Source organism: Haloterrigena turkmenica DSM 5511 (assembly GCF_000025325.1).
GTDB lineage: Archaea > Halobacteriota > Halobacteria > Halobacteriales > Natrialbaceae > Haloterrigena > Haloterrigena turkmenica.
Genome location: NC_013743.1, coordinates 448,495 through 465,094 on the forward strand (window position 1 = coordinate 448,495; position 16,600 = coordinate 465,094).

Sequence of the window (16,600 nt, forward strand, 5' to 3'; positions counted from 1 at the left end):
ATTTGTTAGAATTGCTGTCTCAGTTACGCAATAGCTAATATTATTAATCCGGCAGGGCATATTCACAACCGACCCATGACCGACCGCATTCCCGTGACCGTCCTGAGCGGCCCGCTCGGTGCCGGCAAGACGACCGTTCTCAACCACGTACTGACCGCCGACCACGGCTTCGAGGCGGCCGTCGTCGTCAATGACATGGGCGACGTCAACGTCGACGCCGAACACGTCGCCCGGCAGACCGATCTGGGTGGCGACGAGGAAATCATCGAACTCTCGAACGGCTGTATCTGCTGTCGGCTGCGCGGGGACATGCTCGAGGAAGTCGGCCGACTGGCCGACCGCCTCGAGTTCGACTACCTGCTGGTCGAATCCTCGGGCATCTCGGAGCCGATTCCGGTCGCCCAGACGTTCGCGATGGGATTCGAGGACGCCGACTTCGATCCGACCGACACCTACGAACTCGATACGATGGTTACCGTCGTCAACGCTCACAGCATCTGGGAATCGTTCGACGCCGGGACCGCACTGACGGACCAGCAGCTCGAGGGCGACGCCGGCCGCGTGCCCGAGGAAGTACTGCTCGACCAGATCGAGTTCTGTGACGCCCTCTTGCTGAACAAGTGCGACCTCGTCCCCGACGACGCGCTCGCGGAAATCGAGGCCGTTCTCGAGCGCCTGCAGCCGCGAGCAGAGATCGTTCGGACCGCGTTCGGCGACGTCGATCCGACCGACATCCTCGACACCGACCGGTTCGACTTCGAGCGCGCGCAGGCGTCGGCGGGCTGGAAGCGCGAACTGCAGCACGACCACCACCACGACCCGCAGGCGGAACACGGCGTCACGTCGTTCGCGTACAAGCGCGATCGACCGTTCCACCCCGAACGCATCGCGGCGCTGCTCTCGGAGTTGCCCGCGGAACTCGTCCGTGCGAAGGGCTTCTTCTGGAGCGCCGGTCGCGAAGACGTCGCGATGGGGATCGACAAGGCCGGCACGTCCGTCCGGGCCGGTCCGACGGGACAGTGGTTGGCCACCCTTCCCGAAGAAGAGCGCGAGCAGTTCTTCGCCGCGCGGCCGGGCCTGAAAGACGACTGGGACGAAGAATGGGGCGACCGGGGAACGAGCCTCGTCTTTATCGGTCGCGACTTCGACGAGGAGCCCCTGATCGACCGCCTCGAGGACTGCCTGCTGACCGACGCCGAGATGGACGACGACTGGGACGCCTACCCCGATCCGTTCGGATCGGAAGACCGACGTGAACTCGCGCTCGCTGACGAGACATGAGCGTTCCCGTCACCGTCCTCTGTGGCGAACTCGGCGCCGGCAAGACGACCCTCCTGTCGGCCCTGCTGGAGTCGACCGACCGCGAGATCGCCGTGCTGGTCAACGACGTCGGCAGCGTCAACGTCGACGCCGATCTCGTCGAAGCGCGCACCGACTTGCGGACCGGCGAGGAGGTCGTCGCCCTCGAGAACGGCTGTATCTGCTGTAGCCTCGGCGGCGAACTCTCCCGGTCGGTCATCCAACTGTGGAAGGAACACGACTTCGAGTACCTCGTCGTCGAGGCCTCCGGCGTCGGCGAACCGGAGCCGATCGCCCGGCAGTTCGTCCGGGGCCCCGCGGGCGGCCCCTACGATCTCGACGCGGTCGTCACCGTGGTCGACGCCCGACGGTTCCACGATCGGTTCGCGGCCACCGGGGCGATCGACGACGCGGGCGTCGCGGCGGACGACCCGCCGGAACGGCAGGGTCCCGACGAGACCGGCAGCCGCCCGCTCGGGGACCTGCTGCTCGAGCAGGTCGAGTTCTGCGATCTGCTGGTCGTCAACAAGTGCGATCTCGTCTCGGAGACCGAACGCGAACGCGTCGTCGGAATCCTCGAGACGCTCCAGCCCCGCGCCGAAATCGTTACCACCGAATACGGCTCGCTCGAGCCCGACGCGCTGCTCGAGAGCGGACGGTTCGATCTGGAGGCCGCGGCCGAGTCGGCGGGCTGGAAGCGAGCGATCGAGGCCGACGCCGACGACCGCGAGGGAAGCGAGCGCGACCACGACGATGACGGTCACGACCACGAACACGACCATTGGGACGGTGGCCACGAGTCCGATGACGGTGCCAACGAGCACGATCACAGCGACCACGAACACGCACACCCGCCGGAACGCTACGGGATCGAGGTCGACACATACCACCGCCGGCGGCCGTTCCACCCCGAGCGCTTCGAGGCGCTGCTCGCCGACCTGCCCGCCGGCCTCGTACGCGCGAAGGGATTGTGTTGGATCGCCGGCCGCGACCGGCAGGCGATCACGATGAGCTACGCCGGGTCGGCGACGACCCTCGAGGTGACGGGTCGCTGGATCGCCAGCCTCTCCGAAGAGCGCCGAGAGCAGTACCGACGGGCCCAGGACGATCTCTCGTGGGATGAGGAGTGGGGCGACCGCGAGACGCGACTCGCCCTGATCGGCCGCGACCTCTCGATGGACGACCTCCACGCCCGTCTCGACGACTGTCTGCTGACCGACGCCGAGATGGACGCCGACTGGTCGACGTTCGAGAACGCCGCGCCGACGGGGATGGGCGAGTCGGTGACGATCTCGAGCGACGAATAACGAGTCCGACCGCATCGCACGGCCCTGGACCGTCCACTGACCGCACCGCACTCGAGGCAACATCCCGCGGCGAGCCGAGGGATTAACGCCCTCCGGCGTGGACTACAGCGTATGACAACCGATCGAGACGACCGTCGGAGCACGGACGACCACGGCCACGACATCATCGATCCCCTCTACGTCGGGATCGTCACGGTCTCGAGTTCGCGCGCGCAGGCCGACGAGGCCGATCCCGATGACCCGGGCGGAGACACGATTCAGGAGTGCTTCGAGGACGCGGGCCACGAGGTCCAAGAGCGGCTGTTAGTCCGGGACGACTACTCCGCGATTCGGACCGCCGTCCGCGGACTGGTTGCCCGGCGGGATATCGATATCGTGCTCACGACCGGCGGGACGGGCGTCACCGCCGACGACGTCTCGCCGGAGGCGACGGCCTCGCTGTTCGAACGCGACCTGCCCGGCTTCGGCGAACTGTTCCGGATGCTCTCCTGGGAGGAGGTCGGCACCCGCGCGATGGCCTCGCGCGCGACGGCGGGGATCGCCGTCGACACGCCGGTGTTCTGTCTCCCCGGGAGCACGAGCGCCTGCGAGACCGCCTGCGAGGAGTTGATCGTCCCCGAAGCGCCACACCTCGCGGGGCTGGCGACGCGCCACCGCACCGGGGCGAATGACCAGACGCTCGCGGATTACGGGGAGTAACGAGACCGGTCGGATCCCCTGAACCAATTCTTATTGACGACAGGCGCGTAGCCTCACGTGCTATGTGTCACCACTTCGAATCCGTCACCGAACTCGACGCCGAGGAGCGCGAGGACGTTCTCGAGTCCCACGATGAAGCGGAACTCGAGGAGGAATTGACTAGCGAGGAACTCGAGGCGCTGACCGCGTAGGCTCCACCCGCTTGCGGCCGAAACGGACAGCAAGCGTTAATTAGCATGCACGTTTTCTCCCGAGTGAAGGGCCCTTAGCTCAGTCTGGTTAGAGCGCTCGGCTCATAACCGAGTGGTCAATGGTTCGAATCCGTTAGGGCCCATGCGCAAAACACCCAACGTCGCGGATTCCAATTTCCCAACCTCTGTCAAGACTGGCGTGCTGAATCGATAGGATGTATCTATCACGGCTTGTGTTAATTTCCACTAATTAGAGCTGAATTTGACGCACACTCTCGGGGCATGCGGCACGGGAAAATCACCCACGATCAGTCGAGTTGCGCCACCTGCTCGATCGGGGGCTCCGCGAGCTGGGTCGCCCGACCCGACTCACTCGAGCGGTAGATCGCATCGATCACACGCTGGACGGTCAAGGCCTCCTCAACCGTGTTCGTCTCTGGAGCACCCGCCGTCGCGACCGCCTCAAGAAACCGTTCGTCTTGCTCGACATAGCCAGTCACAGTAGCGTCACCGCTCATATTGACATCAGCGTAATGATCACAACCGGCCGTTCCAGCTTCGAGAATCTGCAGATTCGTATCGCCGATGGTGAACTGGGCTCCCGACTGCGTGCCGCGGACGCGGAAGTCCATGCTCTCCTCGCGGTTGGTCGCCCACGCGGCCTCGAGTGAGATGGTCTGACCGTCGGTACAGCGGATAAAGGCACTGACGGAGTCGTCGACCTCGTAGGTTTCGGCTTCAGCGTCCCAGTTGTCGCCGAAGCCCTCAGGGTCGGCGTACTCCTCGCTGGTGCCGAACGCAGTTTGTGTAACGCCGCTCACTTCGACGATCTCAGGGAAGTCCAGCGCGTAGAGCGCCAGATCGAGCGCGTGAACGCCGATGTCGAGCAGGGCCCCGCCGCCGGCGAGTTCGGGATTGGTAAACCATGACCCTGGCCCGGGGACACCACGCCGGCGGACGTAGTTGGCCTCAACGTGGGTGAGGTCGCCAAAGCGGCCGCGCGCGTGCTGTTTGTCAAACATGGCCATTGACGCGGCATGGCGGTTGTGAAAGCCGACCATACAGATGCCGTCTTCCCGGGCCGCTGCCTCGGCGATCCGCTCGGCACTTTCCAGCGTGTGTGCGAGCGGTTTCTCGACGAGAACGTCGCATCCCGCCTCGAGGGCTGCGACGGCGATCGGTTCGTGGAACCGGTTGGGTGTCGTCACAATGACGGCGTCGACCGCCTCATCAACGACGAGTTCTTCGTGGGTCTCATACGTCCGTGCACCGAACTCGTCAGCGAATTGACTGCGTTGGTCCACGACGGGGTCCGCGCCAGTGACAACAGTAGCGCCGAGCTCTTGTACGCTTCGTGCATGGAGATTGCCCATGCCGCCGAGGCCGACGATTCCGATCCCAACCCCATCGCCGATCATGGCCAGACCCCCAGTTTCGAGGGTTGTGATTTGTTAACCACACTCACTACTGACCACTACGTGCCTATGAGTTTCCCCGGTCACTATCTATGGTGTTTAAATGGCACCCCGTCCAGGCGATTGATCCTTGATACCTGCATACCCTGTGCTGAATGATCAGCACTTCGTGCCGCATTCGCGTCTTCTATTCAGCACGCTTCGGTGATTACATACAAAATTTGTCATTGTCCCAAATGATCAGTGGATATCTGTAGTTATCGAATCGTGCATTCAGTTATATACTCTATTCTAGTAAATAAATAATATTACTACTAGAAAACATCGCCGATCGGAATCTTCGCCTGCTCGGTGCCACGGTGATCGCCGTCGCCGTGCCAGCGAAGCAGTGGGAGACTCGAGGCCTTGCACATCTTGTCCGTGACGATCGTGCAGCCGGAGCGCTCGTGGGGCCGGTAGACGACGATCACGCTCCGTGGGCAGCTGGCCACGCTGCGCGCGTTCCTTCGGTTCTGTGCCGACATCGACGCCGTGCCGGAGGATTTATTCACGAAAGTTCCGCTTCCGACGATCTCGGCGAGCGAGGGTGTGAGCAACAGTACGCTCGAGCCGGACCGCGCCGTCGAGATTCTGGAATACCTCCAGCGGTACGAGTACGCTTTGCGAAAACACGTCACGCTGCTCTTACTCTGGCATACGGGCGCTCGCGCGGGCGGTGTCCGCGCGCTCGATCTCCGCGACTGCGATCTCGAGAGCGACGCACCCGGTCTCCAGTTCGTCCACCGGCCGGAGACTGACACGCCGCTCAAGAAGGGAGAGACGGGCGAGCGGTGGAACAGCATCACCGGCTCCGCTGTCGGCGTCCTCCGGGATTATATCGATGGTCCCCGGGAGGACGTGACCGACGAACACGGCCGGTCGCCGCTACTGACGACGAAATCCGGCCGTCCCGCTATCTCGACGCTCCGCGATACGATGTACGGGCTCACCCGACCCTGCTGGCGCGGTACGGAGTGTCAGCCCGATCGCGACCCGGCGGACTGCGAAGCGGCCTACTACGCGAGCAAGTGCCCGTCTTCGAGGTCGCCCCACGACGTCCGGAACGGTCGGGTGACGGCCTACCGTCGCGAGGACGTGCCGCGTCGAGTCGTCGGCGATCGCCTCGATGCGAGCGACGATATCCTCGATCGCCATTATGACCGGCGAAATGCACGCGAAAAGGCAGAACAGCGCCGCGACTACCTTCCCGACCTGTAACCATGAGCCACGAAAACCAGAAGACTACAACGAGCCGAGAGTCCAGTCTCGTTAGGGCCCATGACAGCGGGCAGCGTGGAACGGATCCTGACTGGTCGAACTAAACGACGGCGAGCGAAGCGAGCCGTCGGCGTAATTCGGGTCCGTTAGCGCTTATATGTGCTATAACGAACAGTTGCAGAAACTGAATCTCAAATAATCCTATCGAAATGACGGGGCTGAATACGTATTCCGGGAGGCTCGCATAGCTGTCAGTTCGAACGTACATCTGTACTCACCTGCTGCATTCACAGTCGTCGATCATCCGAACTGTCGGTTTCGGTCCATATCACCGATCGCAACAGGGCACGCAGGTGCCGTGGAGACGTTTACGTACAACGGGCGTTGCATCCTATCCATGTCTACCGACAATCAAACCTATCAGGGATGTGGCAACGCGACGTTCAGTCCGGACGAGGACCGTACGCTGAGCGAGGCCGTGCTGGGAGCGATCGAGGCCCATCAGGACATCGACCTCGTAGAGGCGGATTTCACGCTGTACGAGATCATCAACCCGGACGCCCTCGAGCGCCTGTTTCGGTTCAACCAGAACGCGGCGACGACGGTCTCGTTCGTGATCGACGGCACGCACGTCTCGCTTCGCGACGTCGGCGACGAGATCGAGATCCAGGTCGTCGACGTGTGATCGCGACCGAAACGCCGAGGCTACTCGGGTCGGATATGTGACTCGGGACTCGAGGCTCGGCGGCCGTCTCGTGTGTCATGGCGCCCTGAGAGGACCGACAAGCGGTGCTCGTCGATCCCCCGCTGGCGCACGTGCGGTTCAGAACTGGGAGTTAGGAGACGGTCAGTCGATGTACTGCCGTTCCCACTCGCGGCGCTGTTCGATCGACGACTGCCCCTTATCGCTGATGGCGTAGTAGTTCGTTCGCCGATCGAGTTGCCCTTTCTCGACGAGCTCTTTGTTGACGAGCGTGTCGAGATTGGGATACAGCCGGCCGTGATTGATCTCACTGTTGTAATACTTCTCGACTTCGTCTTTGACTTCCTGGCCAGACGGCTGGTCGGCCCCGGCGATCACGTACAGAAGATCGCGTTGAAATCCGGTCAGATCGTCCATTTTGCAACCACACCGACACACCGACTGTTCGACTATTTGTTATCGTTCGCGTATCAACTGTTTCTCGGCCGTTTCGGGGGACTAACTCAGATAAGCGGACGAATTGGATCGGCCGCTGGCAGTAAGGGGTGGCTACAGGGGAGGCACCTGAAACCCGCCGCCCGCGCTCGAATCGAGACTCACCGGACGACGAGGGCTCCGATATGACTGACAGTGAACTACCAGTTCGCGAAACTCTATTTACGTCCTGACACGAGCGCTGACTCCGGTCGACGAGCGACCGTCGCCATCGCTATCCGATGACGTCTGCCGAAGAATGTATAGTCGAATGTGAAACCCGTTACCGAACGCTAGAAGCCGTATTACAGGCGGGTGACGTTGGTGGCGCGGGGGCCCTTGGGGGCCTGTTCGATGTCGAATTCGATCTCTGTGCCTTCCTCGAGGTCCGGGCCGCCAACGTCTTCCATGTGGAAGAAAACGTCCTCGTCCGCGTCCTCAGTATCGATGAAACCGTAGCCGCCTGTGTCGTTGAAGAAATCAACGTTTCCTTTCGCCATTGCAACCAAAGAGAGTAGAGCGACACGTATAACAGTTGTGTTATACTCGTCCTCTCGAAAACAGGACAATCAGAGAATCGAATCGGCCGAAAACGGCGGTTTCAGCCATTATTCTGGCGTTTGAAATATCTATACAACCTGACTACTATCCGCTTATCGCCCCGGGAAGGAGGTTACCGGGACGCTACCGGCAGATCGTGATATCATCCGCCTAATGAGAGTGTCTCGGGCGTGTCCGTCGATAGTGCTGCAGCGCCGATCGGCCGTCTCGACGGTCGCTCCAGGCGGTCTCGAATCGTTTAGGTGGATTCGCTGGATACGCGCAGTGCATGTCTCACTCTCGATCGCAGTCTCGAGGGCCGTCGGGGCCGACGGTCGCGCAGGTGGCGCTGATCGGCCTGTTCGTGACGGCACTGGTGACGGCACAGCTGACGGCGTCGAAGGTGCTCGCGTTCTCGCTGCCGGTGTCGCTGCCGATCGCCGGCGCCGAGCTCGCCTTGCCCGGGGCGGCCGTCGCCTACGCGCTGACGTTCTTGGCGAGCGATTGTTATGCCGAACTGTACGGTCGCCGGGCGACGCAGGTGGTTGTCAACGTCGGCTTCGCGATGAACTTCGTCGTCCTCGCGCTCGTCTGGTCGACGATCGCGGCCCCCGCGGCCGACTCGAGTATCGATCCCGGGACGTTCGCGGACGTGCTGGGCGCCTCGACGAACATCGTCCTCGGGAGTCTGCTGGCGTACGTCGTCAGCCAGAACTGGGACGTGATCGTCTTCCACCGAATTCGGGACTACACCGGCCGGGAGAAGCTCTGGCTGCGAAACATCGCGTCGACGGCGTGCAGCCAGGCCATCGACACCGTCATCTTCGTCGCCGTGGGGTTCGCGGCCGCGCCCGCCCTGCTCGGCGTCGGCGCCGTTCTGCGGCTCGAGACACTGCTCGGGCTGATGATCGGGCAGTACCTGCTGAAACTCGCCATCGCCGTCCTCGACACGCCGATCGTCTACGCGATCGTCTCGTTCGTGCGCGCTCGAGAGGAGGACGCGGCCGACGAGACGACCGTCGCGTAGCTCGCCGCGAACGGGGAGCGTTTAGTGGACCGCTCTCGAGTGCCCAATATGGACGAACGCGTACGCGAACACGCCGACGTACTGGTCGACTGGAGCGCCCGCGTCGAGGCCGGTGACGACGTCGTGCTCTCGGTCGGTCCCGACGCCCACGAGCTCGCGGTCGCGGTCGCCGAGAAACTGGGCGAGCGAGGCGCGAATCTGCTTTCGACCTACAGTTCCGGCGAGATCACTCGCGCGTACCTCCGCGCCCACGAGGGCGAGTTCGACGAGGACCCCGCCCACGAACTCGCGCTCGTCGAAAACGCCGACGTCTACCTCTCGCTCGGCGGCGGCCGGAACACGAGCGCGACCGCCGACGTCCCGGGCGAGCGGCGCCGGGCGTACAACAACGCCAGAACCGACATTCGGGAGACGCGACTCGGAACCCGCTGGGTGTCGACGGTGCACCCGACGCAGTCGCTGGCCCAGCAGGCCAACATGGCCTACGAGGAGTACCAGGAGTTCGCCTACGACGCGATCCTCCGGGACTGGGAGTCGCTGGCCGAGGAGATGGCCCAGATGAAGGACCTGCTCGACGCGGGCGACGAGGTCCGACTCGTCTCGAGCGGAACCGATCTCACCATGCGGATCGACGACCGGACGGCGGTCAACAGCGCCGCTTCGGTCGCATATGATTCGCATAACCTCCCCAGCGGCGAGGTGTTCACCGCGCCCTACGCCACCGAGGGTGAGGTGACCTTCGACGTCCCGATGACGCTGCGCGGCGAGTCAGTCCGGGACGTCCGACTCGAGTTCGAAGACGGCGAAGTCGTCGACTACGACGCCGCGCAGGGCGCGGACGTGATCGGCGAGATCATAGCGACCGACGACGGCGCGCGCCGACTGGGCGAACTCGGAATCGGGATGAACCGCGGAATCGACCGCTACACGGACAACATCCTCTTTGACGAGAAGATGGGCGACACGATCCACCTCGCGCTCGGCCGGGCCTACGACGCGAACCTTCCCGACGGCGAGTCGGGCAACGACTCCGCGGTCCACGTCGACCTGATCACCGACGTCAGCGAGGACTCGCGTCTCGAGATCGACGGCGAGGTCGTCCAGCGGAACGGGCGGTTTCGGTGGGAGTAGCGCGGTTCGGAGCGAACTCCGTGAGCGAGAACCGCGGATACCGAACGGCGAGCGGAGCGAGCCGTGAGGAATAGCGAGGGATCGAAGATCCCTCGAACGAACGGGCGCTGTGCGCCCGTAAGTAGCGAGCGTTGCGAGATCCCGAAACGGGACCGTAGAAGTCAGTTAACGGTCCCTTATGGTCGTTGTATCACGCCAACGGACGGTGAAGCCGCTCCATAATAATGTACCTCTGCGGTCTCGTTACAGGTACCGCCATGACCGGTGGCGGCACGTAACCGGTCGGGGACTCGCTGTTCGTCCTGTCACCTGATCACCGCACCGAGTCGATCAGTGTCCCCCTGTTCACAGTTGTCTGCCCGCCCCGCCGGAGGCGGTTGTATCCGGTACCCACCGCGGTCGGGTTTCTGCTGGCGACAGTATCTCGGGCCTCGAGTCCCTACCACGAGTATGCGCGACCAGCTCCGGGCGGGCGCCGCGATCTACAACGCGGGGTACTACCACGCTGCCCACGACGTCTGGGAGGACCACTGGCTCGATCTCGAGGCCGGCACCGACGATGAGCGACTGCTCCACGGGCTGATCCAGTTCACGGCCGCGGTCGTCCACGCCCGCGAGCGCAACTGGGAGGGAGCCGTCGGGCTCGCCGAGAGCGCTCGGGAGTACCTCGCCGAGTTGCCGGCCGACTACCGCGACGTTCGGCTCCCGCCAGTGCGATCGTTCCTCGAGGCGCTGGCGGCCGATCCCGAACTCGTCGAGCGTCGGTCGCCGGTCCGACTCGTCCACGAGGGAACGGCGCCCGCGCCGACTGACCTCGCGTTCGAGCCGACGGCGATCGCCGCGGCCGTCCTCGCCGACGAACTGGGCTACGACGCCGACCCCGTCGACGCGGCCCGCCAGTACGCCGAACGCGATTTGGCGGCCGGCGACGACGGCAGCCGCTTCATCTCGCTGCTGTTCGATTTCGTCCGCGAGGACGACCACCGCGGGATCATCCATCAGCGACTCACGGATCACGTCGGGCGGCGCGAGGCCCGCGAGTCCGACGTCGAAGGACTGTTCTGACGGACAGCGCTCACTCGTGGCCCGCGATCGGCAGCGGCTCGTAGGGCTCCTCGAGGTAGGCGATATCCGACGCGGTGAGATCGACCTCGAGCGCTTCGACGGCCTCCTCTAGGTGTTCGACGCTGGTCGTCCCGACGATCGGCGCGTCGACCCAGTCCTTGTGGAGCAGCCACGCGAGGCTGAGCTGGGCCATCGTGACGCCCTTCTCGGCGGCCAGTTCCTGTACCCGCTCGTTGATCTCCTCGCCGCCGCCCTCGAGGTAGGGGATCTGCGCTAAGTACTGGTCGGTCTGGCCGCGGGTCGTCGACTCGATCTGGTCGTGCGGGCGGGTGCCGACGCCGCGGGCCAGCGGCGACCACGGGATCACGCCGATCCCCTCCTTCTCACAGAGGGGGAGCATCTCTCGCTCCTCCTCCCGGTAAAAGAGGTTGTAGTGGTTCTGCATCGTCGCGAAGCGCTCGAGGCCGAGTCGCTCGCTCGTCTGTACGGCCTCGGCGAACTGGTGGGCCCACATCGAGGAGGTACCGACGTAGCGCACCTTCCCCCGCCGGACGGCGTCGTCGAGCGCCCGCAGCGTCTCGTCGATCGGCGTGTCGTAATCCCAGCGGTGGGTCTGATAGAGGTCGATCGTCTCGAGGCCGAGTCGGTCGAGGCTGGCTTCGAGTTCCTGCTCGATCGCCTTCCGGGAGAGCCCGCTGGCATTGGGGTTGTCGGGGTCCATCTCGGCGAAGACCTTCGTCGCGATGACCTGCGCGTCGCGGTCGTACCCCTCGAGGGCGTCGCCCAGAATCTCCTCGGACTCGCCCGTGGAGTAGACGTTGGCGGTGTCGAAGAAGTTGATTCCGAGGTCGATCGCGCGCTCGATGAGCTCGAGGCCTTCCTCGCGGTCTAACATCCACTCCCGGCCGCTGCCGAAACTCATGCAGCCGAGGCCGATGCGACTGACTTTCATGCCGGTCGAACCGAGCGTCGTGTACTCCATAGATTCACTGACGGTGCGGGAACCAAAACGTCGGGGCCCGCCGGTTCCGGTTGCCGGTTTTCCCCTGCGATCGTGTCGACGGGCGCTGTTCGAGGGGACTAGTGCTCGAGGGAGTCGCGACGACCGTCAGTCGTCGGTGTGAGCGGCGGAGTTGTCCTGCGGCTCGTAGCCGAGCACTTCCTTCGCGCGCTCGATGGAGTAGTACTTCCGGTCGTTGTCGGAGATGCCGTAGACGATCTCGTAGTCGTAGTCGGCCTGAATGCAGCGATCGAAGAGGTGCGCACAGTCCCGGTAGGAGAGCCACATCGCCTGGCCGCGCTCGTAGTCGATCGGTGGGTGGTTCTTCGTGAGGTTTCCGATGCGGACGTTGACCACCGAGATCCCGTACTCGTCGTGGTAGTAGCGACCGAGGGCCTCGCCGGCGACCTTCGAGACGCCGTAGAGGTTTCCCGGCCGGGGCTGTTCGGTCCCGTCGAGCAGGTAGTCGTCGTCGGCCCGATACAGTTCGGGCGTGCGCTCCTCGGTTTCGTAGTGGCCGACGGCGTGATTCGAGGAGGCGAAGGCGACCTTCTCGACGCCGGCGTCGACGGCGGCCTCGAAGATCGTCTGGGTCCCGTCGATGTTGTTCGTCAGGACGCTATCCCACGGCGCTGTCTTTCGGGGGTCGCCCGCGAGATGGAGTACGACGTCGATGTCCTCCATCGCCTCGCGGATGGCCTCCTCTTCGGTGATATTCGCGACGACGAACTCGCCGGGGTAGTCCTCCGTCGGAGGATCCCGATCCAGCAACCGCCACTCGTAATCGTCCGCGAGGCCGCCGAGGATGGCCGCTCCGACCCGCCCCGCAGCCCCCGTCAGCAGGACTGACTGTGCCATTCGTTCGGTGGAAGGGAAAGCGTCGATAAGTACCATGCGGTTCCCCGTCAGTTCGGGCGGGAGTGGCATACGGGTTGGACGGCACTGCACGCCGCTCCCTTCGTCAGCCTGGTCGGCGATTCGCTGGGCGGTGGCGCGCGCTGGCGGCTGGTCGAGCGAAAGCGAGGCCAGTCGTCGACCTCGTGCGAGGTCTTCGCGAGTGTACCGAACGAAGTCGTTCGAGACGGCGAAGCCGTCTCGTGACTGAGCGAAGCGAAGCTTCGCGATGTCCGCGAAACCGAAGGTTTCGCTTGATGCGAAAAATCACCGATTTTCAGCGGCTTGGCAGAGCGTGCTCTGACAGTGGGTGGGTGAGCGACTGAACGGAGCGAACGGTAGCGCGGAACCAACGGTTCCGCGAACCATGCGAATAGGGCGAGACCGGAGGTCTCGCCGACCATGTGAACGGGCGCTTCGCGGTGAACAGACGGCGGCAGCGCCGCCGTGAGCAGCAATCGGCTGGGGAGGGCGTGGGATCCCTGTCGCCACGATAGCAGGGTCAGCAGACGCTCGAGGAACCAAACTTGCGATCGAGGCGGGACAGACACTCGAGGCACCGCCAGTCGAGAGAACGATAGTTCGAGACCCGGCTGATCCGTCCGCGAGATCCCTCCGCATCGCAATCCCCTTCCCGAGCGCACGCGAGCACTCGAGCATGACGACCGATTCGACTCGATCCGATCCCACCGACGCCGAGGCCGCCTGCTTCGAGGCCGGCATCAAGTTCGGCACGCTCTACCACCAGTTCGCCGGGACGCCCGTCGCGCCCGACAGCGCCGCCAGCCTCGAGACGGCGATGGAGGAGGCAATCGAGAACCAGCCCCACTGCACCGACGTCACCGTCGACGTCCGCACCGACGAACTCGAGACCGAACTCGCCGATTCGGCGGCCGACTACACCGAACTGACGGGACGGTTCCTCGAGGTCGAAATCGTCGTCGACTACGAGGACTGTGAGGTGGTGACCCGGATGGAGATGGAGGACGGCTATCCGCTGATGCGGGTCGAGTCAGTTCGCGGTCGTCAGTAGGCGCTCGAGTCCCGGGCCCGGTCGCGGTCGATCGGATACGGGAGTCGCTCGCCAAAACGAAGGATACCGAACGGTAATACTACAATAAACGCGCTGAAGACGCTCTATTTAGCGATACCCTGACGATAACAATAGTTACACTCGGCGAACGCGCGGCCGATGAGACTGTACTGGCCCAGCCCGAACCCACCGGGCGAACCGAAAGCCTGCCTCGAGTGCGAAACCCTCGTCGACGGGAGCGAGACCGAGGGATGGTGGCTGGAGCGAGAGACATGCCAAAACCCGAATACGTATCACCTCTTCTGTCTCTCCTGTTGCGTCGAGAAGATGAACGAGTGGTCGAATCACCCGAGCGTCGACGACGAGGAAGCGGCGAAGAAACACCTCTACGGGTGACGTCCCGTTTCGCTTCGCTCGATCGCCGGACGACTCGAACCCAATTCGAGAGGTACCGCGGCCGAGTCGTACCCGGGAATCGGCTCTGGATCACCGGCGAGTACCGGCGCCGGAGTACGTCGAGTCACCTGCCTTTCGAAATCGCGCTCCCGTTCGGCCGATATCGACTCGCTCGAGTCGGTTTTCACTTTCACTTTCGGGCGACCTTTTAACCCCAGTCCCCGTGAAGAGTGAGCTATGAGCCAAGCGACATTCGGCGACGACGAGGAACTGTTCGGCGAGGCCGCCAACGAGATGCGCGCAGACGTCGAATCCTCGCTCGAGGACGGCTGGGCGGCGCTGCCAGATGCCGACGACGTCTGGGAGACCGACGCCGACAACGTCCTCGGCGTGCTCAACGGACTCAACTCCGCGCTGAACGCCGGCGACGCCGAGGAGCACCTCCGCGACGCCAAGAAGTGGTTCACGATGGGCCAGCGCGCCGACGCCTTCGAGGACGCCGACGATCTCGAGGCAGAGATCGGCGATCTCGAGGACGCCATCGCGGACATCTCCGAGGCCGGCGAGCAGGTCGGCGAACTGACGTCGACGATTCCCGCGCTTCGAGGAACCCTCGAGGATGCCGGTCCCGACACCGATGCGGAGGCCGACGACGAAGCAGAGGACGCAGACGACGAGGAAGACGAAGCGGAAGCGGACGACGCGGACGAAGACGAATCCGACGAAGACGAGGAGTGACGACGCCGCCACTCGAGACCGACTCGCGTCGCCCCGTGACCGCCGTTACTCCCGGCGTTCGGGTCGCGAGACGTCCCGTTCGGCGACGGCCTCGAGCAGTCGCGCCAGCGCGTCGCCGGCTAACTCGAGTAGTTCCTCGCCGCATTGCCGATCCCCGTCTTCGGGATCGCCGACGACACCGTTTTCCGTAAACTCCGCCGAATCGTAGGCCAGATTCGTGTAGCTCAGCCAGTCGCCCCAGCCCTCGGCGTGTCCGTCGCGAGCGTCCTCGATCCGCTCCTCGCGGACGAGGTCGGGCGCGCAGTGGCGCAGCAGGGCGGTCTCGAGCGGGCCGCCGTGACCCATCTCCGCTGAGTGCTCGCCGACGGCCTCGAACCACGTGAATGGGACGGCGTAGGCGTCGCCCCCGCGGGTGATCCGGCCGCCGACCTCCCGCAGGGCGTCGACGTTGCCGCCGTGACCGTTGACGATGACGACCCGATCGAAGCCGTGGTGGGCGAGGCTCTCGACGGCCTCGCGGACGTAGTCCCGAAAGGTGTCCTCGGAGACCCACATCGTCCCCGGGAACTGGCGGTGCTCTTCGGCGATGCCGACCGGGATGGCGGGCGCGCGGACGACCTCGCGGTCGACGTGCTCGACGCCGGCGTCGGCGACCGCCTCCGCGGCGACGACGTCCGTCCCGAGGGGGGCGTGGGGGCCGTGCTGTTCCGTGCTGCCGACGGGGACGACCGCCAGCTCCGTCTCGCAGTCGCGGACGTCCGTCCACGTCGCGTCGCGTAGGTCCATGCGCGAGTACTCCCGCGGGGCGGACATGAAACTCTCGGAACCGTCGGTTCCCGCCGCACCCTCGGCGCGCTCGAGACCGATGCGCCGCTCCGCCGTGCGGTTCCGGTGGCGAACGCAGGGCCAACCGGTTTCCGGCGGTGTGAGTAATCTCGGTCCATGACCAACGACGACCGACAGCTCGGCGTCGACCTCGGCGAGTTGGGCGACGACCTCGAATCCGCGGACTATCCGATGAGCGAGGACGAACTAATGGAGCGCTACGGCGACGAGGAGATCGAGATGGAAGGGAACACGACGACCCTCGAGGAGCTCATCGGGCCGCTCAACCAAGAGGAGTACCAGGACTACGGTGACATCGAGACGGCGATTATGAACATGGTCGGCGACGAGGCGATCGGGCGGAAGAACTACAGCGACCGCACCCCGCCCGCGTCGGGCGAGCAGCGCCAAGACGAGGGTGCGCCGGATCAGGGCGACCAGGAGGGACAGGAGTCGTTCTGAGCGCGTCCGGAGCGGAACCGGTCGCTCGAGACCAAGACGAGGTATCGCTAGTACTTTTCAGAGGAGAGTGAACAGCGTGAGAGCGAACGAGCCACTTCTGACGGTGCGACTGTCTCGACGGTCGCCTCGAGCGGCGCGTCGGGC

19 protein-coding genes, 1 tRNA gene and 1 pseudogene are annotated in these 16,600 nt (G+C 64.3%); 14 read left to right on the top strand and 7 right to left on the bottom strand.

Annotation, left to right across the window (positions count from 1 at the left end; genetic code table 11):
* Positions 1-75: 75 nt before the first annotated feature.
* The 5 genes from HTUR_RS02080 to HTUR_RS02095 all read left to right on the top strand — a co-directional run bounded on the left by HTUR_RS02080 (position 76) and on the right by HTUR_RS02095 (position 3,639).
* Positions 76-1,281 carry a GTP-binding protein gene (locus HTUR_RS02080; RefSeq protein WP_012941644.1) on the top strand — a complete coding sequence of 402 codons (1,206 nt, stop codon included), beginning with the start codon at positions 76-78 and terminating at the stop codon, positions 1,279-1,281.
* On the top strand, positions 1,278-2,606 hold the full coding sequence (locus tag HTUR_RS02085) for a CobW family GTP-binding protein (RefSeq protein WP_012941645.1): 1,329 nt from the start codon (positions 1,278-1,280) through the stop codon (positions 2,604-2,606). The genes HTUR_RS02080 and HTUR_RS02085 overlap by 4 nt, the downstream gene beginning before the upstream one ends.
* 111 nt (positions 2,607-2,717) lie before the next feature.
* The gene (locus HTUR_RS02090; protein ID WP_012941646.1) at positions 2,718-3,305 is read left to right on the top strand and encodes a MogA/MoaB family molybdenum cofactor biosynthesis protein; all 588 of its coding nucleotides are present in this window, start codon (positions 2,718-2,720) and stop codon (positions 3,303-3,305) included.
* Between the two features lie 62 nt (positions 3,306-3,367).
* The gene (locus tag HTUR_RS28395; RefSeq protein WP_012941647.1) at positions 3,368-3,496 is read left to right on the top strand and encodes a hypothetical protein; all 129 of its coding nucleotides are present in this window, start codon (positions 3,368-3,370) and stop codon (positions 3,494-3,496) included.
* 68 nt (positions 3,497-3,564) lie between these two features.
* A tRNA-Ile gene (locus HTUR_RS02095) sits at positions 3,565-3,639 on the top strand.
* Positions 3,640-3,804: 165 nt separating this feature from the next.
* Here the strand turns inward: HTUR_RS02095 and HTUR_RS02100 are convergent.
* Positions 3,805-4,914, bottom strand: coding sequence for a Gfo/Idh/MocA family protein (locus tag HTUR_RS02100; RefSeq protein WP_012941648.1), 1,110 nt, complete (start codon positions 4,912-4,914; stop codon positions 3,805-3,807).
* A 311-nt stretch (positions 4,915-5,225) separates the two neighbouring features.
* Entirely contained in the window at positions 5,226-5,435 is a 210-nt protein-coding gene (locus HTUR_RS25385) for a hypothetical protein (RefSeq protein WP_081443449.1), read from the bottom strand.
* On the opposite strand from HTUR_RS25385, the pseudogene HTUR_RS02105 reads away from it, so the two are divergent.
* Positions 5,374-6,168: pseudogene (locus tag HTUR_RS02105) on the top strand (site-specific integrase); the annotation flags it as partial. The gene HTUR_RS25385 and the pseudogene HTUR_RS02105 overlap by 62 nt on opposite strands.
* A gap of 397 nt (positions 6,169-6,565) precedes the next feature.
* Complete coding sequence (locus HTUR_RS02110) at positions 6,566-6,853, top strand: HalOD1 output domain-containing protein (RefSeq protein ID WP_012941649.1); 288 nt, start codon at positions 6,566-6,568, stop codon at positions 6,851-6,853.
* A gap of 162 nt (positions 6,854-7,015) precedes the next feature.
* Here HTUR_RS02110 and HTUR_RS02115 read toward each other — a convergent pair whose 3' ends face one another.
* Complete coding sequence (locus HTUR_RS02115) at positions 7,016-7,288, bottom strand: PadR family transcriptional regulator (protein ID WP_012941650.1); 273 nt, start codon at positions 7,286-7,288, stop codon at positions 7,016-7,018.
* Between the two features lie 362 nt (positions 7,289-7,650).
* A complete protein-coding gene (locus HTUR_RS02120) occupies positions 7,651-7,845 on the bottom strand; it encodes a cold-shock protein (protein ID WP_008892789.1) in 195 nt (64 codons plus the stop codon).
* A 329-nt stretch (positions 7,846-8,174) separates the two neighbouring features.
* Between HTUR_RS02120 and HTUR_RS02125 the strand changes: the two genes are divergently transcribed.
* The 3 genes from HTUR_RS02125 (at position 8,175) to HTUR_RS02135 (ending at position 11,108) form a co-directional block, all read left to right on the top strand.
* Entirely contained in the window at positions 8,175-8,912 is a 738-nt protein-coding gene (locus HTUR_RS02125; RefSeq protein ID WP_012941651.1) for a queuosine precursor transporter, read from the top strand.
* Between the two features lie 48 nt (positions 8,913-8,960).
* Positions 8,961-10,043, top strand: a complete 1,083-nt coding sequence (locus HTUR_RS02130) for an aminopeptidase (protein ID WP_012941652.1) — start codon at positions 8,961-8,963, stop codon at positions 10,041-10,043.
* A gap of 450 nt (positions 10,044-10,493) precedes the next feature.
* On the top strand, positions 10,494-11,108 hold the full coding sequence (locus tag HTUR_RS02135) for a DUF309 domain-containing protein (protein WP_012941653.1): 615 nt from the start codon (positions 10,494-10,496) through the stop codon (positions 11,106-11,108).
* Between the two features lie 10 nt (positions 11,109-11,118).
* On the opposite strand, the gene HTUR_RS02140 is transcribed toward HTUR_RS02135, so the two are convergent.
* Positions 11,119-12,090 carry an aldo/keto reductase gene (locus tag HTUR_RS02140; RefSeq protein WP_012941654.1) on the bottom strand — a complete coding sequence of 324 codons (972 nt, stop codon included), beginning with the start codon at positions 12,088-12,090 and terminating at the stop codon, positions 11,119-11,121.
* Between the two features lie 126 nt (positions 12,091-12,216).
* Positions 12,217-12,966: an NAD-dependent glucose-6-phosphate dehydrogenase Azf gene (azf, locus tag HTUR_RS02145; RefSeq protein WP_012941655.1), complete on the bottom strand. Its 750-nt coding sequence runs from the start codon at positions 12,964-12,966 to the stop codon at positions 12,217-12,219.
* A 694-nt stretch (positions 12,967-13,660) separates the two neighbouring features.
* Here azf and HTUR_RS02150 point away from each other — a divergent pair.
* From HTUR_RS02150 to HTUR_RS02165, 3 genes are all read left to right on the top strand, one after another.
* Positions 13,661-14,035, top strand: coding sequence for a dihydroneopterin aldolase family protein (locus HTUR_RS02150; RefSeq protein ID WP_012941656.1), 375 nt, complete (start codon positions 13,661-13,663; stop codon positions 14,033-14,035).
* A gap of 159 nt (positions 14,036-14,194) precedes the next feature.
* On the top strand, positions 14,195-14,431 hold the full coding sequence (locus HTUR_RS02155) for a hypothetical protein (protein WP_012941657.1): 237 nt from the start codon (positions 14,195-14,197) through the stop codon (positions 14,429-14,431).
* A gap of 237 nt (positions 14,432-14,668) precedes the next feature.
* A complete protein-coding gene (locus HTUR_RS02165; RefSeq protein ID WP_012941658.1) occupies positions 14,669-15,169 on the top strand; it encodes a DUF5790 family protein in 501 nt (166 codons plus the stop codon).
* A gap of 45 nt (positions 15,170-15,214) precedes the next feature.
* On the opposite strand, the gene HTUR_RS02170 is transcribed toward HTUR_RS02165, so the two are convergent.
* The gene (locus HTUR_RS02170; RefSeq protein ID WP_012941659.1) at positions 15,215-15,955 is read right to left on the bottom strand and encodes a creatininase family protein; all 741 of its coding nucleotides are present in this window, start codon (positions 15,953-15,955) and stop codon (positions 15,215-15,217) included.
* A gap of 156 nt (positions 15,956-16,111) precedes the next feature.
* Between HTUR_RS02170 and HTUR_RS02175 the strand changes: the two genes are divergently transcribed.
* Complete coding sequence (locus HTUR_RS02175) at positions 16,112-16,456, top strand: DUF5789 family protein (RefSeq protein WP_012941660.1); 345 nt, start codon at positions 16,112-16,114, stop codon at positions 16,454-16,456.
* Positions 16,457-16,600 lie beyond the last annotated feature (144 nt).